Raw genomic sequence first — 22,488 nt, 5'->3', positions numbered from 1 at the left:
CGAGTGCCTCTCGTAGCAATGCGCGCCTGTCGTGCGAGCCGTAACAAATTTCCGTTCAAAAAAATTACGCCGCGCTGGAGCCCAGTAAATACGGGCCTTGCAGCGCAGTCAATTTTTTGGAGGTAGCGCTGCCTTGTCCGTAACCATCCGTAACACCGGTTGTTTTTGCCACTACATAATTGGCTTTTTTCAGCAAAAAACGGGCATATATTGTCTTTACCACTACATTTCGCCCAACCCGCGTAATAGACATATCTGCAACTGACAGCCGGCACCTGAGGCCGCTACAATTACCGACTTTGTCGCAACGCTTGGAGCTCAACCTTCCGTGCCCGTTCTGCGTCTACCGCTTCTCCCTGCCGCGGCAGGTAAACAGCACTGGGGCAACCTGCCCGGTGCCGCCCTGAGCCTGGCCATCGCCGAGGCCGCCAGCGCTGCCAAGCGCTTTACCTTGCTGCTGACCGCCGACAGCCAAAGTGCCGAACGGCTGGAACAGGAGCTGGGTTTCTTCGCCCCGGATTTGCCCGTGCTGCATTTTCCCGACTGGGAAACCCTGCCCTACGACCTGTTCTCGCCGCACCAGGACATCATCTCCCAGCGCATTGCCAGCTTATATAGGCTGCCGGAGCTGACTCATGGCGTGCTGGTGGTGCCAATCACCACGGCCCTGCACCGCCTGGCGCCGACCAAATTCCTGCTCGGCAGCAGCCTGGTGCTGGATGTCGGCCAGAAGCTTGATGTCGAGCAAATGCGCACCCGGTTAGAAGCCAGCGGCTATCGCTACGTCGACACGGTGTACGAGCACGGCGAATTCACCGTGCGCGGCTCGCTGATCGATCTGTTCCCGATGGGCAGCAAACTGCCGTTCCGGATCGACTTGTTCGACGACGAAATCGAGACCCTGCGCACCTTCGATCCCGACAACCAGCGCTCCATCGATAAAGTCGACACGGTTCGCCTGCTGCCGGCCCGGGAATTCCCGCTGCAAAAGGATGCGGTCACCCGCTTCAAGGCGCGGTTCCGTGAGCGTTTCGACGTGGACTTCCGCCGCTGCCCGATCTTCCAGGACCTCAGCAGCGGGATTACCCCGGCCGGTATCGAGTACTACCTGCCGCTGTTCTTCGATGAAACCTCGACCCTGTTCGATTACCTGCCGCAAGACACCCAAGTGTTTTCCCTGCCGGGCATCGAACAAGCCGCGGAGAACTTCTGGAACGACGTGCGCAATCGTTATGAAGAACGCCGCGTCGATCCTTCCCGTCCTTTATTGCCGCCAGCCGAGTTGTTTCTGCCGGTGGAAGACTGCTTCGCACGCCTGAAAAACTGGCCGCGCGTGGTCGCCAGTCAACAAGACGTGGAAACCGGCGTCGGCCGCGAACGCTTCCCGGCGCAGTTGTTGCCCAACCTGGCCATCGAGGCCAAGGCCACCCAGCCACTCGCTGCTTTGGCCGGTTTCCTCGACGAGTTCCCGGGCCGCGTGCTGTTTACCGCCGAGTCTGCGGGCCGTCGTGAAGTGCTGCTGGAATTGCTCGAACGCCTGAAATTGCGGCCGAAAACCGTCGATAGCTGGCCAGACTTTGTCGCGAGCAAGGATCGCCTGGCGATCACCATCGCGCCGCTGGATGAAGGCTTGCTGCTGGACGATCCGGCATTGGCGCTGATCGCCGAAAGCCCATTGTTCGGTCAGCGGGTGATGCAGCGTCGGCGTCGGGAAAAACGCGCCGACGGCAACAATGATGCGGTGATCAAGAACCTCACCGAACTGCGCGAAGGCGCGCCGGTGGTGCACATCGATCACGGCGTCGGCCGTTACCTCGGTCTGGCGACCCTGGAAATCGACGACCAGGCCGCCGAGTTCCTGACCCTGCAATACGCCGAAGGCGCCAAGCTCTACGTGCCAGTGGCCAACCTGCATCTGATCGCCCGCTATACCGGCAGCGACGATGCCCTCGCCCCGCTGCACCGTCTCGGCTCCGAGACCTGGCAGAAAGCCAAGCGCAAAGCCGCCGAACAAGTGCGCGATGTCGCCGCCGAACTGCTCGACATCTATGCTCGCCGCGCCGCCCGCGAGGGTTACGCCTTCGCCGACCCGAAAGCCGATTACGCGACGTTCAGCGCCGGTTTCCCGTTCGAAGAAACCCCGGACCAGCAGACCACCATCGACGCCGTGCGCGCCGACATGCTCGCCCCCAAGCCAATGGATCGCCTGGTCTGCGGCGACGTGGGTTTCGGCAAGACCGAAGTGGCGATGCGCGCCGCGTTCATCGCGGTGCACGGCGGTCGCCAAGTGGCGATCCTGGTGCCGACCACCCTGCTCGCCCAGCAGCACTACAACAGCTTCCGCGACCGTTTCGCCGACTGGCCAGTGAGCGTGGAAGTGATGAGCCGCTTCAAGTCGACCAAGGAAGTGAATGCCGCCATCGCTGAGCTGGCCGAAGGCAAGATCGACATTGTCATCGGCACTCACAAGTTGCTGTCCGACGATGTGAAAATCAAAAACCTCGGGCTGGTGATCATCGACGAAGAACACCGTTTCGGTGTGCGCCAGAAAGAACAGCTCAAGGCCCTGCGCAGTGAAGTGGACATCCTCACCCTGACCGCCACGCCGATTCCGCGCACGCTGAACATGGCGGTGTCGGGCATGCGGGACCTGTCGATCATCGCCACGCCGCCGGCCCGTCGCCTGTCGGTGCGGACCTTCGTCATGGAGCAGAACAAAAGCACGGTCAAGGAAGCGCTGCTGCGTGAGTTGCTGCGCGGCGGTCAGGTCTACTACCTGCACAACGACGTGAAAACCATCGAGAAATGCGCCGCCGACCTCGCCGAACTGGTGCCGGAAGCCCGGATCGGCATCGGCCACGGGCAGATGCGCGAGCGCGAACTCGAACAGGTGATGAGCGACTTCTACCACAAGCGCTTCAACGTGCTGATCGCCTCGACCATCATCGAGACCGGCATCGACGTGCCGAGCGCCAACACCATCATCATCGAGCGTGCCGACAAGTTCGGCCTGGCGCAGTTGCACCAATTGCGCGGCCGGGTCGGTCGCAGTCACCACCAGGCCTACGCGTACCTGCTGACGCCACCGCGCCAGCAAATCACCGGCGATGCCGAGAAGCGTCTGGAAGCGATCGCCAACACCCAGGACCTCGGCGCGGGCTTCGTGCTCGCCACCAACGATCTGGAAATCCGTGGCGCCGGCGAACTGCTGGGCGACGGCCAGAGCGGGCAGATTCAGGCGGTGGGCTTCACGCTGTACATGGAAATGCTCGAGCGCGCGGTGAAGTCGATCCGCAAGGGCGAACAACCAAACCTCGACCAGCCGCTGGGCGGTGGCCCGGAAGTCAACTTGCGCGTACCGGCGTTGATTCCCGAGGACTACCTGCCAGACGTTCACGCTCGATTGATTCTCTACAAGCGCATTGCCTCGGCCACCGACGAGGAAGGTCTGAAGGACCTGCAAGTGGAGATGATCGACCGTTTCGGCCTGTTGCCGGAGCCGACCAAGAACCTGGTGCGCATCACGCTGCTGAAATTGCAGGCTGAGCAACTGGGCATCAAGAAAGTCGATGGCGGCCCGCAAGGTGGGCGTATCGAATTCGCCGCCCAGACCCCGGTCGACCCGTTGACGCTGATCAAGCTGATCCAGAGCCAACCCAAACGCTACAAATTCGAAGGCGCCACGATGTTCAAATTCATGGTGCCAATGGAGCGCCCGGAAGAGCGCTTTAATACTGTAGAGGCGCTGTTTGAGCGCCTCCTCCCGAAAACTGCTTGAAGGACGCCGCATGCGCCTGTTTCGCTCACTGACCTTGTTGATGACGCTGGTTGCTCCCTCGGCGTTTGCCGATGATTTGTATCAGGTCGAAATGATTCTGGTCCGGCAAAACGCCGTGCCGGCCATCGTCAGTCGTGCCGCACCCGAAGACTGGGCCGCCGGCGCCCAGCGCCTCAGCCCCGACAGCCAGCGCACGCCGAGCCTGAATGGCGAAGTGGAGAAACTCACTGCCAGCAACGATTACACCGTGTTGCTGCATAAGGCCTGGCAACAGACCCTCGGTGAAGCCGAAAGCAAAGTCGCGATCAGCGACGGCACGGAGCAGTTCGGCCAATTCCCGATCGAGGGCACGCTCAACCTGAAACTGGGGCGCTTCACCGACGTTGACGCCGACTTTTGGGTCAACCAGATCGACGGCAACGGCATGGTGACCGCCAGCGAACGCCTGAAGCAGGAAAGCCACACCAAGAACGGCCAGCTGAACTTCCTCGACAACGGCCACTTGGGCCTGTTGATCAAGATCACCTCGCTCACCGCCCCGGCGCCCCGGCCAGCCCCCGAAGAAATTCCGGACTGATCGAGTCCTTATGTCGACCCTGAGCAAACCTCTCGCACCTTCCTGGGTCAGCCGATTCAAGGAACAGAGCCTGGAGCGTGGCCGCCGCTACGCCTTGGAGAACCGCGTCAGGATCGTCGAGGCCGGTGACGCCACGATCATCGCCGCGTGTGAAGGCTCGGGCGGTAACGTTTATCGTCAGACCATTCGCCTGCGTGAGTCGGCCAAAGGCACGTTGCTGATGATCGACGCCAACTGCACCTGCCCGGTCCACAGCAATTGCAAACATTGCGCGGCGGTGCTGCTCAAAGTCCAGGAAACCCTGGCTTACCCGGCTGCTGCGCAAGACGCGGAACTGCTGGAAAAACTCCAGGCCGTACTGGAAAACCGTGGCCCCAAGGCGCTGCCGCAAGTGCCGGTGGATAACGTGCAACCGCTGCCGCGCCTGTGGCTGGCGAGCATCGAGTTCAGCGCCTTCGAACCGCGTAACGGCAAGATGCAGCGCTATATCCAGCATCGCGCGGCGTTGTCCTTCAGTTATCTGGATGAATACGTGTCCGGGCAGAAGAATGCCGACATCCTGATTCGTCAGGAGACACAGACGTTACGGATAAAACGTCACCCGGAAGTCGAACAGGCCTACAGGGAACAGTTACGAATCCTCGGTTTCAAGATCGCTACCCGGCAAAGCAAGGCCTTGCCGGAAAGCGCCGGCGAGCTGTTTGAGATGGTCAACGACAGCGCCTGGCTGACCTTCACCCTCAATGAACTGCCAAAGCTGCGCACCCAGGGTTGGGAGCTGCAGATCGACGAGGATTTCGGTTTCGACCTGACTGCCGTGGACGACTGGTACGCCACCGTCGAACAGGCGCCGGAGCGCGACTGGTTTGACCTGGAACTGGGGATCATCGTCAATGGCGAGCGCCTGAGTCTGCTGCCGATCCTGCTGAACCTGATGCGTTCGCACACCGAAATCCTCAACCCGGAACGCCTGGCCCGACGTCGCGATGACGAGTTGATCCTGGTGAACATTCCGAACCGCCCGAACTCCGAATACGGCCCGCTGCAGGTCGCCCTGCCCTTCGGCCGTTTGAAACCGGTGCTGGCGACCCTGGGCGAGTTCTACCTGCAAGAGCCTGGCGAAACCACGCTGCGCCTGAGCAAGGCCGACGCCACACGACTGAATCCGCTGGAAGGCATGCCGCTGCTGTGGGAAGGCGGTGAGCAGATCCGCACCTTTGCCCAGCGTTTGCGGGACATCAAGGACTTCACCACCGTTGCACCAGAGGGCTTGAACGCGACGTTGCGACCTTATCAGCTCGAAGGTTTGAGCTGGATGCAGTCGCTGCGGCAACTGGAAGTCGGCGGGATTCTCGCGGACGACATGGGCCTGGGAAAAACCCTACAGACCTTGGCGCATATTCTCAGCGAGAAAATCGCCGGACGCCTCGATCGCCCGTGCATGGTGGTGATGCCCACCAGCCTGATCCCCAACTGGCTCGACGAAGCGGCGCACTTCACACCACAGCTCAACGTACTGGCGCTGTACGGCGCCAGCCGCAAAAAGCATTTCGACAACCTGACCGATTACGACCTGATCCTGACCACCTACGCGCTGTTGCCCAAGGACGTTGAAACCCTGGCGGCGGTGCCGCTGCACGTGTTGGTGCTGGATGAAGCGCAATACATCAAGAACCCCAACAGCAAGGCCGCCCAGGCAGCCCGCGAGTTGAATGCGCGGCAGCGCCTGTGCTTGAGTGGCACGCCGCTGGAAAACCACTTGGGCGAGCTGTGGTCGCTGTTCCACTTCCTGTTGCCCGGGTGGCTCGGCGATGTGAAAAGCTTCAACCGGGACTACCGGGTGCCGATTGAAAAACGCGGCAGCGAAGTCCGGCTTCAGCACCTCAACGGTAGGATAAAGCCGTTTCTGCTGCGCAGGACCAAGGAACAGGTGGCGACCGAATTGCCGCCGAAAACCGAAATCATCCACTGGGTCGAACTCAACGAAGCCCAGCGCGACGTGTACGAAACCATGCGCCTGGCCATGGACAAGAAAGTCCGCGACGAAATCACCCGCAAAGGCGTGGCCCGCAGCCAGATCATCATCCTCGAAGCGCTGCTCAAACTGCGCCAGGTCTGCTGCGACTTGCGCCTGGTCAACGACGCCGCCCTGCCCACTCGCGGCAGCACGTCCGGCAAGCTCGACAGCTTGATGGAAATGCTGGATGAGCTGTTCGAAGAAGGCCGGCGGATTCTGCTGTTCTCGCAGTTCACGTCGATGTTGGCACTGATCGAGGATGAACTGAAAAAACGCGGCGTTGAATACGCGATATTGACCGGACAGACCCGCGACCGCCGCGCACCGGTGAAGGACTTCCAGAGCGGCAAGCGTCAGATTTTTCTGATCAGTTTGAAGGCTGGCGGCGTGGGCCTGAACCTGACTGAAGCCGACACGGTGATTCACTACGACCCGTGGTGGAACCCGGCAACGGAAAACCAGGCCACCGACCGTGCGTATCGCATCGGCCAGGAAAAACCGGTGTTCGTCTACAAGCTGATTGCCCGGGGCACGGTGGAAGAGAAGATTCAGCATCTGCAAAAGGAAAAGTCCGACCTCGCGTCGGGCGTACTGGATGGACGCTCGGCTGGGGACTGGAAATTGCAAAGTGATGACATTGAAGCGCTGTTCGCGCCGTTGCCGGATAAGTTGGAGAAGCGTTGAGATTCGCGGTGTTTGGTAGATCGCCTTCGCGAGCAAGCCCGCTCCCACATTGGATCTGAGTTAGCCCACCATCGTGGAGATAACATAAAAACAGTGTGGGAGCGGGCTTGCTCGCGAAGGGGCCAACACTGACGAACCCCCTTATCAGGCCTTGAGATTGGGCAGCGGCGCAAACAGCGCCTCAATATCACTCTGCTCAAGCTTCAACCCACCCGTCGCCCCACCCTCAAGCACCGCTTCGGCCAGAACCGCTTTCTCCTGCTGCAATGCCTGTATCTTTTCTTCCACCGTGCCCCGGGCAATCAGCTTGTAGACAAACACAGGCTTGTTTTGCCCGATGCGATAAGCACGGTCGGTCGCCTGGTTTTCCACCGCAGGGTTCCACCACGGATCGAAATGGATCACCGTGTCCGCCGCCGTCAGATTCAGCCCGGTGCCGCCGGCCTTCAAACTGATCAGGAACAACGGCACGTTACCGCTCTGGAAGTTCTTGACCGGCGTGCGCCGGTCCGTCGTTTCCCCGGTCAGTATCGAGTAGCTGAGGTTACGCTGCTGCAGCTCTTCTTCAATCAGGGCGAGCATTGACGTGAACTGCGAAAACAGCAAAATCTTGCGGCCTTCGCTGAGCAGTTCTTCCAGCATCTCCATCAAGCTGACCAGTTTGCCACTGCCCGAACGCAGAGCCTTGGCGGTGAGTGGCGTCTTGATCAACCGCAAATCACAGCAGACCTGACGCAACTTGAGCAACGCATCGAGAATGATGATCTGACTGCGCCCAACGCCACTACGGGCGATTTCGTCGCGGACTTTCTTGTCCATCGCCACGCGCACGGTTTCATACACATCCCGCTGCCCGTCACTGAGATCAACCCAATGCACAATCTCGGTTTTCGGCGGCAACTCAGTCGCCACCTGGTCTTTCTTGCGACGTAGCAAGAAGGGTTTTATCCGAGCGGTCAGGTGTTGCATCCGTTCGGTGTTGCCATGCTTTTCGATCGGCGTACGGTAATCGCGGTTGAAGGTTTTGCTGTCGCCCAGCCAGCCGGGCAACAGAAAGTGAAATTGCGACCACAACTCGCCGAGGTGGTTTTCCAGTGGCGTGCCAGACAGACACAACCGCTGGCGGGCCTGAAGATCGCGGGCGGCTTGAGCGGCTTTGCTGACCGGGTTTTTGATGTTCTGCGCTTCGTCGAGAATCAGCACGCTCCAGACCTGCGGCTGCAAAATCTCCAGGTCCCGAGGCAGCAACGCGTAAGTGGTCAATACCAAATCGTATTCAGAAAGGCGGGCAAAGTCTTTTTGCCGGGCGGCGCCATGCAGCGCCAACACCTTGAGTTGCGGGGTAAAGCGCTGGGACTCGTCGAGCCAGTTGGGGATCAGGCTGGTGGGCATCACGGCCAGGGCTGGACGATCAAGTCGCCCGGCCAGTTTTTCCGTCAGCAGGTGAGCCAGGGTCTGCAGGGTTTTACCCAGGCCCATGTCGTCGCCGAGGATGCCGCCCACTTCCAGCTCGCAAAGGGTTTGCATCCAGTTCAGGCCTTCAAGCTGATACGGGCGCAGCGTCGCCTTCAGGCCCTCGGGCGCCGCGACCTGAACGTGCGTCCATTCACGCAAGCGTTTGGCAAAACTGCGCAGTCGCTCGCCGCCCTGCCAGACCAGCGGCACGCCTTCCAGCGCACTGAGGCGTGCGGCGTCCGGCGCAGTCAAACGCAACGAGTCGCCCTCATGGGCACCCAGGTACAACTCGCCAAGGGTGGCCATTAGCGGTTTGATGCGACCATAGGGCAGTGCAACTTTCACATGCGCCTTGGAACCGCCAAGCTCGATCAACAGTTGTTCGTCATCGTTGCGTTTAGCCAGGCTGGCGGGATCGAGCAATTGTGGCTGGCTGCGCAGCAAATGCAGCAAGATCGGCAACAGGCTGTGGCGCTCGCCGTTGACCACGATGCCCAGTTGCAGATCAAACCACTGGTGCGCCGACTCTTCCTCAACATCGGCATACCACTGCTCTACCGGCTGCACATTGAAGTGAAAGGCATGACTGATATCGACGTGCCAATTTGCCTTACGCAGCAGCGGGATTCCTTCTTGCACAAAGGCAAGCCAGGCTGAATCATCCGGCAACCCGAACATCTCGCCCGGGCGGTCCACACTGCTTTTAATCGTAGCCTTTTTAAAACCGTGTTTTTGCAGGGCTTGGCGCAAGGCTTTTTCGGCGGCGGGTTTGCGCTGGATACGCTGGGTTTCGGTGCCAGAAAGGATCAACACTTCGGGGTTTCGGTCCGTGGCCGGGTGCCCGTCGTAGGTGAACGCCAGCGCGGCACGGTGCTCCGCCTCATACTTCCAGTTCTTGTAGCGTTTACCGCTGTTGAGCGTCAGGTGCGCCTTGGGAAAAATGTCATCGACCACCCGTTCCGTCAGCTGGTGCGGCGGGGCCACTTGCGTCGCGGAACTCATCCGATGGCTGAACTGCATCGCCTGGCGCGCCGGGATATCCGGCGCCAAGGTCAAGTGACACGCCAGTTTTTCATCCTGCTCGGTGCACAAGGTTCCGACGTGCAGTCGCTCGCGGTCAAGGTAGTACAAGGGTTCAATCGCCAGTACCGTTTCCGGCTCGACTTCGTCGCTGCTCCATTGAGGCCGAAAACTGCCGTTGGATTGTTCGGCCCAGGCAAACCGACCTGCCCGCTTCGCTCCCGACGCCAGGGGCGGCTGCTCGAAATCGAGGAACAGTCGCGCGGTACGCACCAACATCTCCAGGAGTTCAGCGCCACTACTGCCTTCCAAGGGGTAGCCACCGTAATAGGCGTGATGGGAGTGAATGGCCACCAGCAGCCTGGCGATCCGAAGGTCCAGTTCAGCCAGGTAGCCGGGTTGGCGCAATAGCATTTCCGATAACGAGTACACCGGCTTGAGGTCTTGCAAGACGCCGCTCTTGAGTTGGCGGGCCTTGAAAATTTCCAGTGTCCACTTCCCTGCTACGGTTGTGGCCTTGAGCCGGTAGACCAGGCGCGTGTTTGTCCCCAGCGCCGGCTCATCAACCGTCTTGCCCGTAGCGGGAATTCCGTCGAGCCAGCGCTCCAGCTCGCGACTCAGGTGGACCTGTGCGGTGCTTTCGGATGGTTTAGCGGGAAGGCCTTGCAGGTGATAGATGACTGCGGCGCAGTGTTTGCAGTTGTATGAAACAGGACAGGTACAAATGCATCCGAACCGCCAGCCCCCATCCCGATCTTTGATGAGCTCGATGTTCTGCTCGTATTCCTGTCTTTCAGAGCCGACGCACGTTGCGATAATCATCGAGCCGTCGTTCTGATGGATTGTTACACGATCCTCATCCGCGTACCTGCGGGCCTTTTCCAGAGCGCGATGACTGAACACCTCTGCCCAAGGTAGCGCAAGAAGTTGCTCAGTTATTGTTGTCATGAAATCGACGCCGCTTGATTCAATGAATCGGCCAGACCCTTTATCTGCCCGCAGAAACTCAACCCGCCAACACCCGCGCCAACGTCGACTTCACCTTGCCCATCCCGTCATGCAACGCCTGTTCAATCTCGGCCATGGTGATCACCGCCGTGGACTTGCCTGCCGCCGGGTTCACTACCAGCGCCAGGCAGGCGTAATCCAGCTCCAGCTCACGGGCCAGCGCCGCTTCCGGCATGCCGGTCATGCCGACGATGTCGCAGCCATCACGTTCCAGCCGGGCGATTTCAGAAACGGTTTCCAGGCGTGGGCCTTGCGTGCAGGCGTACACGCCGTGACTGCTGTAGCCGACGCCTTCAGCCGCCAACGCCGCAATCAACTGCTGGCGCAGCGGCTCGCTGTACGGATAGCTGAAATCGATGTGGGTGACGTGTTCCAGATCATCGGCGAAATAGGTGTGCTCGCGACCGCTGGTGTAGTCGATCAACTGATGAGGTACGCAGAAGTGGCCGGTGCCCATTGCGGCGTGAATCCCGCCCACGGCGTTGACCGCAAGAATCGCTTCGGCCCCGGCCTGCTTTAGCGCCCAGAGGTTGGCGCGATAGTTGACCTGATGCGGCGGGAATCGATGGGGGTGACCGTGGCGCGCAAGGAACAGCACTTCCTTGCCGGCGTAGACTCCGATATGCACCTCGCCGGAAGGCGGGCCGTAAGGAGTGTCCACCGCCAATGACTGACGAATGCTCAGGCCTTCGAGTTGAGTCAGGCCGGTGCCACCGATAATCGCGTAAACCGTCATAACGAAACGTCCTTAATCAATCAGTTGAGCTTCTTTGAGCGCGCCGACCGCCGTGAGCCAGCGCGGGTCTTGGCGGTATTCGATGCCGGCGAAAGACTGCCCGCGCATCCGCGCAATACGCGACGACGGCTTGACCTTCATCCGCTGGGCGGCGGTCAGGGCCAATTCAGCAGCAGCGCGGTCGTTGCACACCAGGCCCATATCGCAACCGGCGGTCAACGCGGCTTCGATGCGGCTGGCAGCATCGCCGACTACGTGGGCGCCGGCCATGGAAAGATCGTCACTAAAAATGACACCATCGAACTGCAACTCGCCACGCAGGATGTCCTGCAACCAGCGCCGGGAGAAACCGGCAGGTTGTGCATCGACCTGTGGATAAATTACATGGGCCGGCATGACAGCGGCCAATTGCTTACTCAATCGGGCGAACGGCACCAGGTCGTTGGCGCGGATCTCGTCGAGGCTGCGCTCGTCATTGGGAATGGCAACGTGGGAATCGGCCTCGGCCCAACCGTGTCCCGGGAAATGCTTGCCGGTGGCGGCCATGCCAGCGCTGTTCATGCCGCGAATAAAGGCACCGGCGAGCAAGGCAGCGCGCTCTGGATCGGCTTCAAACGAGCGGGTGCCGACCACGGCGCTGCGCTGATAATCCAGGTCCAGCACCGGGGCGAAGCTCAGGTCGAGGCCGACGGCCAGCACTTCGGTGGCCATGATCCAGCCGCACTGCTCGGCCAGGTATTCGGCATTCGGATTGTCGGCGATGGCGCGCATGGCTGGCAGGCGCACGAAGCCCTGGCGCAAGCGCTGGACCCGACCGCCCTCCTGGTCCACCGCCAGCAGCAGGTCAGGACGAATGGCGCGGATTGCAGCACTCAGCTCGCGTACCTGGCGCGGATGCTCGATGTTGCGGGCAAAAATGATCAGGCCACCCACTTCGGGCTGGCGCAACAATTGGCGATCTTCAGCCGTCAGCCAAGTACCGGCGACGTCCACCATCAACGAGCCTTGCAGGCCAGCAGTCATAGGAATTCCTTGAAAACGAAAAACCCGCCCCACACGATTTCGCCGCCGAGGGCTGTGCCCGGCAGGTCGGTGATATCAATGGAGAACGGGTTCAAAACGAGAGTCGGCATGGGCGGCTAGCTTAGCGGATGTCAGCTGCCGCGCCCACCCGTGTGCGGTTAAACCTTGGCGGCCACCGGCGTCGATTTACTGCGCGGACGCAACTGCGCAGTGGCCATGGCCGTATCGGTGACGCCAGTTTCGGCCCGCATGCCAGCGGCGAGGAACGGCACCATCAGGCGCATCACCTGCTCGATGGAAGTGTTGACGCCGAAATCGGTCTCGGCAATGGCGCGCAAGGCCTTGATCCCGGACATGCTGAACGCCGCGGCACCGAGCATGAAATGTACGCGCCAGAACAGTTCGATAGGTGGAATACGCGGCGCGGCCTCGTTGACCAGCATCATGTAGCGACGGAAAACCTTGCCGTACATGTCTTCCAGATAACGACGCAAGTGGCCCTGGCTCTGACTGAAGGCCAAGCCCAGCAAACGCATGAATATGGAGAGATCGTTGCCGCTGCGTGGCTGCACCACCAGAGCTTGCTCGACGAGGATTTCCAGCAGTTCCTCGAGCGTCGGCTTGTTTTCCGGCTTGGCCTGGCGCCGCTCCAGCTCTTTATCGAGGCTGAGGCAGAACGGCCCGAGGAAACGCGAGAAAACCGCTTGGATCAGCGCCTTCTTGGAGCCGAAATGATAGTTCACCGCCGCCAGATTGACCCCGGCCTTGCTGGTGATCAGACGCAACGAGGTTTCGGCGAAACCTTTTTCCGCGAACAACTGCTCGGCAGCATCGAGAATGCGTTCTACGGTTTCCGACTGGGCCATGGCTACTCCGCCTGACAAACACTTGTTTGAAACATACGTTTCAGCCTGTGCGTTGTCAAGCCTGCCGGTTCGTTTTGGGAATGGTCGGTCAGCTATTTAACCATACAACTCTGCGTCGTTAATCAGCGAGCTGACTGACCGTCCAGCGGCGAGGGAAAAAAGGGGCATTGCCAAGAAGCTTTCACTGTATATAATCCCAGTCACTGTATAAAAAGACAGAGCGATCAATATGCTAAAGCTGACGCCACGCCAAGCAGAGATTCTGGCCTTCATCAAACGTTGCCTCGAAGACAACGGCTACCCGCCGACCCGCGCGGAAATCGCTCAGGAATTGGGTTTCAAATCGCCGAACGCGGCGGAAGAACACCTCAAGGCACTGGCTCGCAAAGGTGCGATCGAGATGACCCCGGGCGCCTCCCGTGGCATCCGCATTCCCGGCTTCGAAGCCAAGGCCGACGAGTCCACCCTGCCGATCATCGGTCGCGTGGCCGCTGGCGCGCCAATCCTTGCGCAGCAACACATCGAAGAATCCTGCAACATCAATCCGACGTTTTTCCATCCCCGTGCCGACTACCTGTTGCGGGTGCATGGCATGAGCATGAAGGACGTGGGCATTTTCGACGGCGACCTGCTGGCCGTACACACCACCCGTGAAGCCCGCAATGGCCAGATCGTGGTGGCGCGGATTGGCGATGAAGTGACCGTCAAGCGCTTCAAGCGCGATGGCAGCAAGGTCTGGCTGATAGCCGAAAACCCCGAGTTCGCCCCCATCGAAGTCAACCTGAAAGATCAGGAACTGGTGATCGAAGGCTTGAGTGTCGGAGTGATTCGCCGCTAAAGGAGGCTTTATGCAGTTCCCACATACACCACAGCATGCCCAACTGCCGTTGTTCGAGGCGTTCATGGCGCAACCGCTGGCGCCGATCCTGAAAGACGTGGTCGAGTCGCCCTGGAGCGCAGAGCCCGAGGTTTTCAGCGAGCTGTCACTGCGTGGTGCAGCAGGGAGCTGCCTGAACCTTCTGGCACCGATTCTTCGGGAATTAAGCCAGGACCAGGACGCACGCTGGCTCACCCTGATCGCTCCGCCCGCCAGCCTGACCCAGGCCTGGCTGCGGGACGCCGGCCTGAACCGCGAACGCATTCTGCTGCTGCAACCCCGCGGAACTCAGAGCGCCCAGCAACTGACTTGCGAAGCCCTGCGACTGGGCCGCAGCCACACCGTCGTCAGTTGGCTTAATCCGTTGAACGCCGCTTTACGGCAACAGTTGATCAGCGCCGCCCGCACCGGGGACGCTCAAAGCCTGAATATTCGACTGGGGTAATTGAGATTCAATGTGCGCTTTAAACAGCGCCAGGCTTCTCCAAGGATAGAGAAGCCGATCTGTCGCGGTATCAGCAGAAACCGACGGGCGGGATCAGTGCAGGATCCGCGGCTCTTCATCTTTGTTGAATTCGCCTTCAACCAGGCGCCCTGCCATCTGCACACCAACACTCAACATCGCCTTGGCGACTTCCACGTGATTGCCTTGCAGGAACGCTTTGGCGTCCTCGGAGAAATCCAAAGTAACCAGAGAACCCTCGTCCTCGGCCCTGCGCAGCTCGATTCGGCCGTCTGGTAACTCGACAATTTCTAGAAAGGACGTTGGCATAAAGGTCTGTTCTCCACGAAAGGCGGGGATTATATAGGCATCGGCCAGGCTTCGCTCGGGATCTTGACCAGAAGTCATCACGATGAAATATCTGTTAGTACTCTTCACTGCAGGGCGGCCTGGAAGGTCATCCACCACAGCGCTTAATCGCTTAGCACTCGTTCAATCCTTCACGAAAGCGGATCGCCAGTCCTTTCAGGTTCTGACGCCAGCTCTCCAGCTCCTCACGGCTCAGTTCTTGAGGTGCTTCTTCTTCGTCCAGGTTAACCGCGAGGATCAACGGCTGCGTCACATCAACCTTCGGCTTGTGCGGCGCCCGCGGAGGCTGAAACAGTGCAGCATGGGCCGCCAGCAGTTTGGCCAGCCAGGTTTCCGAATTCCCTGCCAACTCGACCATCTCGGCCATTTCAGGAATGGCGATGGCTTGCAGCACTTCGCGGGTCAGCAACATCTCCGCCCGCGGCGCATTGGCCTGAGGCAAGCGATAGAAACCAGCAATCTCATGGCACAACCCGAGCAGCGCACCGTAAAGGTGAAACAACGCCGATTCGCGCCCGGCCTGGATCAACGCCAGGGAGTTCATCGCCCGCCCCTCTTCGGCCCTGGCGAGCGCTTCGAGCGACAGGCCGGCGAAATAAATTTTCTGGTTGGTGCGGGTATAGAGTTCGTGGGCCATGACGGCAGCCTCCACAGCGAAATAATTGCGTCACACAGGCCCGACAGTGTCGTGGATCAGCCGAGCCGACCGCAAGCCCAAAACAAAAAGGCCGCATGAAAATCCGAGGATTGTCATGCGGCCTTTTCAGTGCAGCGACGTTTTAAGCCTTCGCGGGGGTCCGCTTGTCTTCAACCGTCCACTTACCGCCGTCGTAGAACGCTTTCCAGCCAGTAGGCTTGCCTTCGACTTCGGTCTGCACGTACTGCTCCTTGGTCTTGCGGCTGTAGCGGATCACTGATGGACGGCCATCCGGATCTTTCTTCGGCGCTTCGCAAAGGAAGTGGTACTTCGGATCGATCTCATCCTTGTGCGGCACGATCTCGATCACCAACGGAGCACGAGTCTCGCGGTTTTTCGGGAACTGGCTCGCCGCCAGGAACAGGCCGGAAGCCCCGTCGCGCAGGATGTAGGTGTCGTTGACCTTTTCGCATTTCAGCTCAGGCATCTTCACCGGATCCATCTTCGGCGGCGCCGCATCACCGCTTTTCAGCAGTTTGCGGGTGTTCTTGCACGTCGCATTGGTGCAGCCGAAGAACTTGCCGAAACGGCCGGTCTTGAGCTGCATCTCGCTGCCGCACTTGTCGCATTCCAGGCTCGGACCTTCATAGCCCTTGATGCGATAGCTGCCTTCTTCGATTTCGTAGCCGTCGCAATCCGGGTTGTTACCGCAGATGTGCAGCTTGCGTTTTTCATCCAGCAGATAAGCGTCCATCGCCGTGCTGCAGATCGGGCAGCGGTGTTTGCCGCGCAGGACCAGGGATTCCGATTCACCCTCGTCGTCCGCAGCGATTTCATCGCCCGGCACTAGGTTGACGGTGGCCTTGCAGCGCTCTTTCGGCGGCAGGCTGTAGCCCGAGCAACCGAGGAACACGCCAGTGGATGCGGTACGAATCTGCATCGGACGACCGCACACCACACATGGAATATCAGTCATCACTGGCTGGTTGGCACGCATGCCTCCCTCAGCGCTTTCGGCTACTTCGAGTTTCTTCTTGAAGTCGCCGTAGAACTCGTCGAGCACGTTTTTCCAGTCGCGTTCGCCCTGGGCCACGTCATCGAGGTTCTCTTCCATGCCGGCGGTGAAGCCGTAGTCCATGAGGTTGGAGAAGCTCTCGGCCAGGCGCTCGGTGACGATATCGCCCATCTTTTCCGAGTAGAAACGACGGTTGTGCAGCGCCACGTAGCCGCGGTCCTGGATGGTGGAAATGATCGCCGCGTAGGTCGAAGGACGACCGATGCCGCGTTTTTCCATTTCTTTTACCAGGCTCGCTTCCGAGTAACGGGCCGGCGGCTTGGTGAAGTGTTGGGTCGGATCAAGCTTGATTAGCTTCATCGCGTCGCCCTGAGCCATGTCTGGCAACACGTCGTCATCACCTGGCTTGGCGATTTGCGGCATGACGCGGGTGTAGCCGTCGAACTTCAGGATGCGGCCCTTGGCGCGCAGTTCGAAATCACCTGCACCCACGGTCACCGTGGTCGACAGGTACTGCGCCGGCAGCATCTGGCAAGCGAGGAACTGGCGCCAGATCAGCTCGTACAGACGCTCGGCATCACGCTCCATGCCCGACAGCTTGCTTGGCTCGGTGTTGGCGTCGGAGGGACGAATCGCTTCGTGAGCCTCTTGTGCGCCTTCCTTGCTGCTGTAAACGTTCGGGTTTTCCGGCAGGTACTTCTTGCCGAATTCGCCTTCAATATAAGTACGCGCCATCGCCACCGCATCAACCGAGAGGTTGGTGGAGTCGGTACGCATATACGTGATGTAGCCCGCTTCGTACAAACGCTGGGCCATCATCATGGTTTTCTTCACCCCGAAGCCCAGGCGGTTGCTCGCGGCCTGCTGCAGGGTGGAGGTGATGAACGGTGCCGACGGCTTGCTGCTGGTCGGTTTGTCTTCACGCTTGACGATGCTGTAGCTGGAAGACTTAAGCTTCTCCAGCGCGGCCATGGCCTGGGTTTCGTTGAGCGGCTTGAAGGCTTCGCCTTTCTCGCGGGCCACGTCGAAACGCACGGTGGCGCCTTTGGCGGTGCCGAGGTCAGCGTGGACTTCCCAGTACTCTTCCGGGTTGAACGCGCGGATTTCTCGCTCACGCTCAACGACCAGTTTTACCGCAACCGATTGCACGCGGCCGGCGGACAGGCCGCGAGCGACCTTGGCCCACAGCAGCGGCGAAACCATGTAACCCACCACGCGATCGAGGAAACGACGCGCCTGCTGGGCGTTTACACGGTCGATATCCAGCTCGCCCGGCTTGGAGAAGGCTTCCTGAATCGCCTTCTTGGTGATTTCGTTGAACACCACGCGCTTGTAGCGGCTGTCGTCACCACCGATGGCTTCGCGCAGGTGCCAGGCAATGGCTTCCCCCTCGCGATCCAAGTCGGTTGCGAGATAGATGGTGTCAGCATCTTTGGCGAGCCGGCGCAGCTCTTCGATGACTTTCTCTTTGCCCGGGAGGATCTCGTACTTGGCTTTCCAGCCATGATCGGGATCGACACCCATGCGCGAGACGAGCTGCTTACGCGCCTTCTCTTTCGGCGTAAGCACCGGACCTTCACCCGCGGCGGCCTTGCCGCGCTTGGCGGCTGGCTCTTTGCTGGCGCTAGCCGAACCGCTGGTGGGCAGGTCTCGGATATGGCCGATACTCGACTTCACCACGTATTGGTTACCCAGATACTTGTTGATGGTCTTGGCCTTAGCCGGGGATTCCACAATGACCAGCGATTTGCCCATGGATCAGAAAATTCCTGAATTCTAGAAGTGAAAGGCGGTTGGCGCCTGACGCGGCACCGCTATATATAGTGGCTACAAGGTGAGGTCAAGCGCAGGGTTCGGCGCGCACTCAGCTTATGGCTTGGAAAAAAGGCTCGGTTCGGCTTGCACCAAAGCAAAGCGTGGGACCTGTTCGCCGTCAACCTCGACCGACTCCAGGAACATGCTCAAGGGACGTACCCAAAAGCCGTAATCGCCATACAGGGCTTGGTAAAAGACCACTTCTTCTTCGGTCTCGGAATGCCGCGCAACATTAAATACACGGTACTGCGGACCTTTGTAATGTTGGTAGAGCCCAGGTTGTATCGGCATGCTTCGGCCCTCGCTCAAATCTTTTTAAAATAAAAACAAAAATAAATTCAGAAAAACAAAAACCGGGGCACTTGGCCCCGGCTTCCATCAACGAGACGCTTAAACGCGTTCGAAGACGGTGGAGATGCCTTGGCCGAGACCAATGCACATGGTGGCCACCCCGAAGGTGCCGCCATTTTGCTTCATCACGTTGAGCAAAGTGCCGGAGATACGCGCACCGGAGCAACCGAACGGGTGACCCAAGGCAATCGCGCCGCCGTGCAGGTTAACCTTCTCGTTCATCTTGTCGAGCACTTTCAGATCTTTCAGCACGGGCAGGGCCTGTGCGGCGAAAGCTTCGTTGAGCTCGAAGAAGTCGATATCGTTGATCCCCAGGCCCGCACGTTTCAGTGCTTTTTGTGTTGCCGGAACTGGACCATAGCCCATGATCGCCGGATCCACACCTGCCACTGCCATCGAGCGAATCACCGCCAATGGCTGGATGCCGAGGTCTTGTGCACGCTGCGCCGACATCACGATCATGCACGAAGCACCATCGGTGATCTGCGACGAAGTACCGGCTGTCACGGTGCCGCCCTTTGGATTGAAAGCAGGCTTCAGAGCCGCCAGGCTTTCCAGGGTGGTTTCCGGACGAATGGTTTCGTCGTAGTCGAACAGTTTCAGGAAACCGTTCTCGTCGTAGCCCTGCATCGGGATGATTTCGTCTTTGAACTTGCCTTCCACGGTCGCCTTGTGGGCGAGTTGGTGGGAGCGCACGCCGAAAGCGTCCTGTTGTTCGCGAGTGATGCCGTGCATTTTTCCCAACATTTCAGCGGTCAGGCCCATCATGCCCGAGGCTTTCGCCGCGTACAGAGACATGTGCGGGTTCGGATCGACACCGTGCATCATGCTCACGTGGCCCATGTGCTCGACGCCGCCGACGACGAATACGTCACCGTTGCCGGTCATGATCGCTTGCGCAGCGGTGTGCAGCGCGCTCATCGACGAACCACACAGGCGGCTGACGGTCTGGCCGGCGGCGGTGTGCGGGATCTGAGTCATCAGGGACGCCATGCGCGCGATGTTCCAGCCCTGCTCCAGGGTCTGGTTCACGCAGCCCCAGATCACGTCTTCGACTTCGTTCGGATCAACCTTGACGTTGCGTTCCAGCAGTTTGCTGATCAGGTGCGCAGACATGTCTTCGGCGCGGGTGTTGCGGTGCATGCCGCCCTTGGAGCGGCCCATCGGAGTACGACCGAAGTCGACAATCACGACGTCTCTTGGATTCAAGCTCATAAAATTTCACTCTCGCTCAAAAGTTGGGACGCTTAACCGAAGAACCGTTGGCCAGTCTTGGCCATTTCACGCAGCTTCGCGGTCGGGTGGTACAGCGCGCCCAAATCAGCGTACTGGTCAGCCAGGGCAACGAACTCTGCAACACCGATCGAATCGATGTAGCGCAGCGCACCGCCACGGAATGGAGGGAAACCAATACCGTAGACCAGACCCATGTCGGCTTCGGCGGCAGTTTCGACAATGCCGTCTTCCAGGCAACGCACGGTTTCCAGGCACAGCGGGATCATCATCCAGTTGATGATGTCTTCGTCAGTGACTTCGCGCTGCTCGTAGACGATCGGCTTGAGCACTTCCAGCACCGACGGGTCGGCGACTTTCTTCTGCTTGCCCTTCTTGTCGGTCTCGTAAGCGTAGAAACCCTTGCCGTTCTTCTGGCCCAGGCGCTTGGCTTCGTAGAGCACGTCGATAGCCGAACGGCGATCGTCTTTCATGCGGTCCGGGAAACCTTCAGCCATCACGTCACGACCGTGGTGACCGGTGTCGATGCCGACCACGTCCATCAGGTACGCCGGGCCCATTGGCCAGCCGAATTTTTCCATGACCTTGTCGATACGCACGAAGTCCACACCGGCGCTGACCAGCTTGGCGAAACCGCCGAAGTACGGGAACAGTACGCGGTTGACCAGGAAGCCCGGGCAGTCGTTGACGACGATCGGGTTCTTGCCCATTTTCTTGGCATAGGCAACGGTGGTGGCAACAGCCAGCTCGCTGGACTTCTCGCCACGGATCACTTCAACCAGCGGCATCATGTGTACCGGGTTGAAGAAGTGCATGCCGACGAAGTTTTCCGGACGCTTGAGGGCCTTGGCCAGCAAGGTGATGGAAATGGTCGAGGTGTTGGACGCGAGGATGGTGTCCTCTTTGACCTTGTCTTCGACTTCAGCCAGTACGGCTTGCTTGACCTTAGGGTTCTCGACGACCGCTTCGACAACCAGATCCACGTGACCGAAATCGCCGTAGGACAGGGTCGGACGAATGCCGTTAAGCACTTCAGCCATTTTCGCCGGGGTCATGCGGCCTTTATCAACGCGCCCGACCAGCAGCTTGGCGGCTTCAGCCAGACCCTGCTCGATACCGTGCTCGTTGATGTCCTTCATCAGGATCGGCGTGCCTTTGGAGGCCGACTGATAAGCGATACCGCCACCCATGATGCCGGCGCCCAATACGGCAGCCTGCTTCACGTCTTTGGCGATTTCGTCGTAGGCCTTGGCCTTTTTCTTCAGCTCCTGATCGTTCAGGAACAGACCGATCAAGCTCTGCGCGGCAGAGGTCTTGGCCAGTTTGACGAAACCGGCGGCTTCGACTTCCAGCGCCTTGTCGCGACCGAAGTTCGCCGCTTTCTGGATGGTCTTGATCGCTTCAACCGGCGCCGGGTAGTTCGGGCCAGCCTGACCGGCCACGAAACCTTTGGCGGTTTCGAAAGCCATCATTTGTTCAATGGCGTTCAACTTCAGCTTTTCAAGCTTCGGCTGACGCTTGGCCTTGTAGTCAAACTCGCCGGAGATGGCGCGTTTGATCAGTTCCAGGGCGGCTTCCTGCAGTTTCTCAGGGGCAACCACGGCATCGACGGCGCCGACTTTCAGCGCGTCTTCAGGACGGTTTTCCTTGCCGGCGGCAATCCACTCGATGGCGTTGTCGGCACCGATCAGGCGCGGCAGGCGCACGGTGCCGCCGAAGCCCGGGTAGATGCCCAGTTTGACTTCTGGCAGACCGATCTTGGCCTTGGTGGACATGACGCGGTAGTCCGCCGCCAGGCACATTTCCAGACCGCCACCCAGGGCGATGCCGTTGATCGCGGCAACTGTCGGGACGTTGAGGTCTTCGAAATCGCTGAAAATCTTGTTGGCTTCGAGGTTGCCAGCGACAAGCTCTGCATCAGGCAGCTTGAAGTTCTCGACAAATTCGGTGATGTCGGCGCCGACGATGAATACGTCCTTGCCACTGCTGACGATCACACCCTTGATCGAAGCATCTGCCTTGATGGTGTCTACAGCCTGACGCAATTCGTTCAGGGTTAGACGGTTGAACTTGTTGACGGACTCACCCTTGAGATCGAACTTCAGTTCGACGATGCCACTTTCAAGAGCCTTAACCGTGATGGCTTTACCTTCGTAAATCATCAACTGATCTCCACGATATGGAAGCTGAACAGTACACGTCGGACGCAGGCGAATGGCTTGGCAGGACGCTTTTCGTCGATGCTAACGCCAATCCACCCGGCACACCCGCCAACGCGATAGTCGGGATTCTGTAGGAGCGTTCTGTAAGACAAACGCTCAATTCATACGCCCGTTTGATTTGGGTACGCCACCTTCACGGAATTTCCGGCAATTGTCAATCGCCCAAAATGCGGGTTGAAACGCGACTTTGCAGTCATTTCCGTAAGACGAAGGTGCACAACACGCAGGTGCATGTGAGGCCATTCATAGAATCAATAGTTAGAAAAGTCGCCCTAATTCACGGCAACCTGTGTTCAAGCAGCTACGCTGGCGGGACGTTGAGGAAAAAATTCGACACTTTTGGCGAATGCCCGGCGTAAGATC

The 22,488-nt window shown here is 59.4% G+C and carries 15 protein-coding genes; 5 read left to right on the top strand and 10 right to left on the bottom strand.

Annotated elements, in window-relative coordinates:
* Positions 1-328: 328 nt before the first annotated feature.
* From mfd to BK665_RS04905, 3 genes are read left to right on the top strand one after another with little or no spacing between them, the layout of a single operon-like run.
* Positions 329-3,778: a transcription-repair coupling factor gene (mfd, locus tag BK665_RS04915; RefSeq protein ID WP_123403405.1), complete on the top strand. Its 3,450-nt coding sequence runs from the start codon at positions 329-331 to the stop codon at positions 3,776-3,778.
* A gap of 10 nt (positions 3,779-3,788) precedes the next feature.
* Positions 3,789-4,355: a CsiV family protein gene (locus BK665_RS04910; RefSeq protein WP_123403403.1), complete on the top strand. Its 567-nt coding sequence runs from the start codon at positions 3,789-3,791 to the stop codon at positions 4,353-4,355.
* Between the two features lie 10 nt (positions 4,356-4,365).
* Entirely contained in the window at positions 4,366-7,056 is a 2,691-nt protein-coding gene (locus BK665_RS04905) for a DEAD/DEAH box helicase (RefSeq protein ID WP_123403400.1), read from the top strand.
* Positions 7,057-7,200: 144 nt separating this feature from the next.
* Here BK665_RS04905 and BK665_RS04900 read toward each other — a convergent pair whose 3' ends face one another.
* From BK665_RS04900 to BK665_RS04885, 4 genes are all read right to left on the bottom strand, one after another.
* Positions 7,201-10,479, bottom strand: a complete 3,279-nt coding sequence (locus tag BK665_RS04900; protein WP_123403398.1) for a DEAD/DEAH box helicase — start codon at positions 10,477-10,479, stop codon at positions 7,201-7,203.
* Positions 10,480-10,537: 58 nt separating this feature from the next.
* On the bottom strand, positions 10,538-11,275 hold the full coding sequence (locus tag BK665_RS04895; protein ID WP_123403396.1) for an S-methyl-5'-thioinosine phosphorylase: 738 nt from the start codon (positions 11,273-11,275) through the stop codon (positions 10,538-10,540).
* A gap of 12 nt (positions 11,276-11,287) precedes the next feature.
* Positions 11,288-12,286, bottom strand: a complete 999-nt coding sequence (gene nagZ / locus BK665_RS04890) for a beta-N-acetylhexosaminidase (protein WP_185076446.1) — start codon at positions 12,284-12,286, stop codon at positions 11,288-11,290.
* A gap of 170 nt (positions 12,287-12,456) precedes the next feature.
* Complete coding sequence (locus BK665_RS04885; RefSeq protein WP_007933170.1) at positions 12,457-13,164, bottom strand: TetR/AcrR family transcriptional regulator; 708 nt, start codon at positions 13,162-13,164, stop codon at positions 12,457-12,459.
* Between the two features lie 229 nt (positions 13,165-13,393).
* Between BK665_RS04885 and lexA the strand changes: the two genes are divergently transcribed.
* Positions 13,394-14,002, top strand: coding sequence for a transcriptional repressor LexA (gene lexA / locus BK665_RS04880; RefSeq protein WP_054054288.1), 609 nt, complete (start codon positions 13,394-13,396; stop codon positions 14,000-14,002).
* 10 nt (positions 14,003-14,012) lie between these two features.
* A complete protein-coding gene (gene sulA, locus BK665_RS04875) occupies positions 14,013-14,486 on the top strand; it encodes an SOS-induced cell division inhibitor SulA (protein ID WP_123403392.1) in 474 nt (157 codons plus the stop codon).
* Between the two features lie 93 nt (positions 14,487-14,579).
* On the opposite strand, the gene BK665_RS04870 is transcribed toward sulA, so the two are convergent.
* The 6 genes from BK665_RS04870 to fadB form a co-directional block, all read right to left on the bottom strand.
* The gene (locus BK665_RS04870) at positions 14,580-14,813 is read right to left on the bottom strand and encodes a hypothetical protein (RefSeq protein WP_123403749.1); all 234 of its coding nucleotides are present in this window, start codon (positions 14,811-14,813) and stop codon (positions 14,580-14,582) included.
* Positions 14,814-14,964: 151 nt separating this feature from the next.
* Positions 14,965-15,489, bottom strand: coding sequence for a DUF6586 family protein (locus BK665_RS04865; RefSeq protein ID WP_123403390.1), 525 nt, complete (start codon positions 15,487-15,489; stop codon positions 14,965-14,967).
* Between the two features lie 142 nt (positions 15,490-15,631).
* Complete coding sequence (topA, locus tag BK665_RS04860; RefSeq protein WP_123403388.1) at positions 15,632-18,259, bottom strand: type I DNA topoisomerase; 2,628 nt, start codon at positions 18,257-18,259, stop codon at positions 15,632-15,634.
* 114 nt (positions 18,260-18,373) lie between these two features.
* Positions 18,374-18,610, bottom strand: coding sequence for a DUF1653 domain-containing protein (locus BK665_RS04855; RefSeq protein ID WP_092270764.1), 237 nt, complete (start codon positions 18,608-18,610; stop codon positions 18,374-18,376).
* A gap of 99 nt (positions 18,611-18,709) precedes the next feature.
* Complete coding sequence (fadA, locus tag BK665_RS04850) at positions 18,710-19,885, bottom strand: acetyl-CoA C-acyltransferase FadA (RefSeq protein WP_008028488.1); 1,176 nt, start codon at positions 19,883-19,885, stop codon at positions 18,710-18,712.
* Positions 19,886-19,917: 32 nt separating this feature from the next.
* Positions 19,918-22,065, bottom strand: a complete 2,148-nt coding sequence (gene fadB / locus BK665_RS04845) for a fatty acid oxidation complex subunit alpha FadB (RefSeq protein WP_123403386.1) — start codon at positions 22,063-22,065, stop codon at positions 19,918-19,920.
* Positions 22,066-22,488: the final 423 nt, after the last annotated feature.

The sequence above is a fragment of the Pseudomonas frederiksbergensis genome (genome assembly GCF_003732665.1).
Lineage (GTDB): Bacteria > Pseudomonadota > Gammaproteobacteria > Pseudomonadales > Pseudomonadaceae > Aquipseudomonas > Aquipseudomonas frederiksbergensis_G.
Note: the sequence above shows the minus strand (reverse complement) of the source record. Positions and strands in the feature narration are given on the sequence as shown.

Bases quoted from the DNA above. Each gene is read 5' to 3' on its own strand.
- BK665_RS04910 (WP_123403403.1), top strand. From the start codon at position 3,789: ATGCGCCTGTTTCGCTCACTGACCTTGTTGATGACGCTGGTTGCTCCC.
- BK665_RS04905 (WP_123403400.1), top strand. From the start codon at position 4,366: ATGTCGACCCTGAGCAAACCTCTCGCACCTTCCTGGGTCAGCCGATTC.
- BK665_RS04900 (WP_123403398.1), bottom strand. From the start codon at position 10,479: ATGACAACAATAACTGAGCAACTTCTTGCGCTACCTTGGGCAGAGGTG.
- BK665_RS04895 (WP_123403396.1), bottom strand. From the start codon at position 11,275: ATGACGGTTTACGCGATTATCGGTGGCACCGGCCTGACTCAACTCGAA.
- BK665_RS04885 (WP_007933170.1), bottom strand. From the start codon at position 13,164: ATGGCCCAGTCGGAAACCGTAGAACGCATTCTCGATGCTGCCGAGCAG.
- lexA (WP_054054288.1), top strand. From the start codon at position 13,394: ATGCTAAAGCTGACGCCACGCCAAGCAGAGATTCTGGCCTTCATCAAA.
- sulA (WP_123403392.1), top strand. From the start codon at position 14,013: ATGCAGTTCCCACATACACCACAGCATGCCCAACTGCCGTTGTTCGAG.
- BK665_RS04870 (WP_123403749.1), bottom strand. From the start codon at position 14,813: ATGCCAACGTCCTTTCTAGAAATTGTCGAGTTACCAGACGGCCGAATC.
- BK665_RS04865 (WP_123403390.1), bottom strand. From the start codon at position 15,489: ATGGCCCACGAACTCTATACCCGCACCAACCAGAAAATTTATTTCGCC.
- topA (WP_123403388.1), bottom strand. From the start codon at position 18,259: ATGGGCAAATCGCTGGTCATTGTGGAATCCCCGGCTAAGGCCAAGACC.
- BK665_RS04855 (WP_092270764.1), bottom strand. From the start codon at position 18,610: ATGCCGATACAACCTGGGCTCTACCAACATTACAAAGGTCCGCAGTAC.
- fadA (WP_008028488.1), bottom strand. From the start codon at position 19,885: ATGAGCTTGAATCCAAGAGACGTCGTGATTGTCGACTTCGGTCGTACT.
- fadB (WP_123403386.1), bottom strand. From the start codon at position 22,065: ATGATTTACGAAGGTAAAGCCATCACGGTTAAGGCTCTTGAAAGTGGC.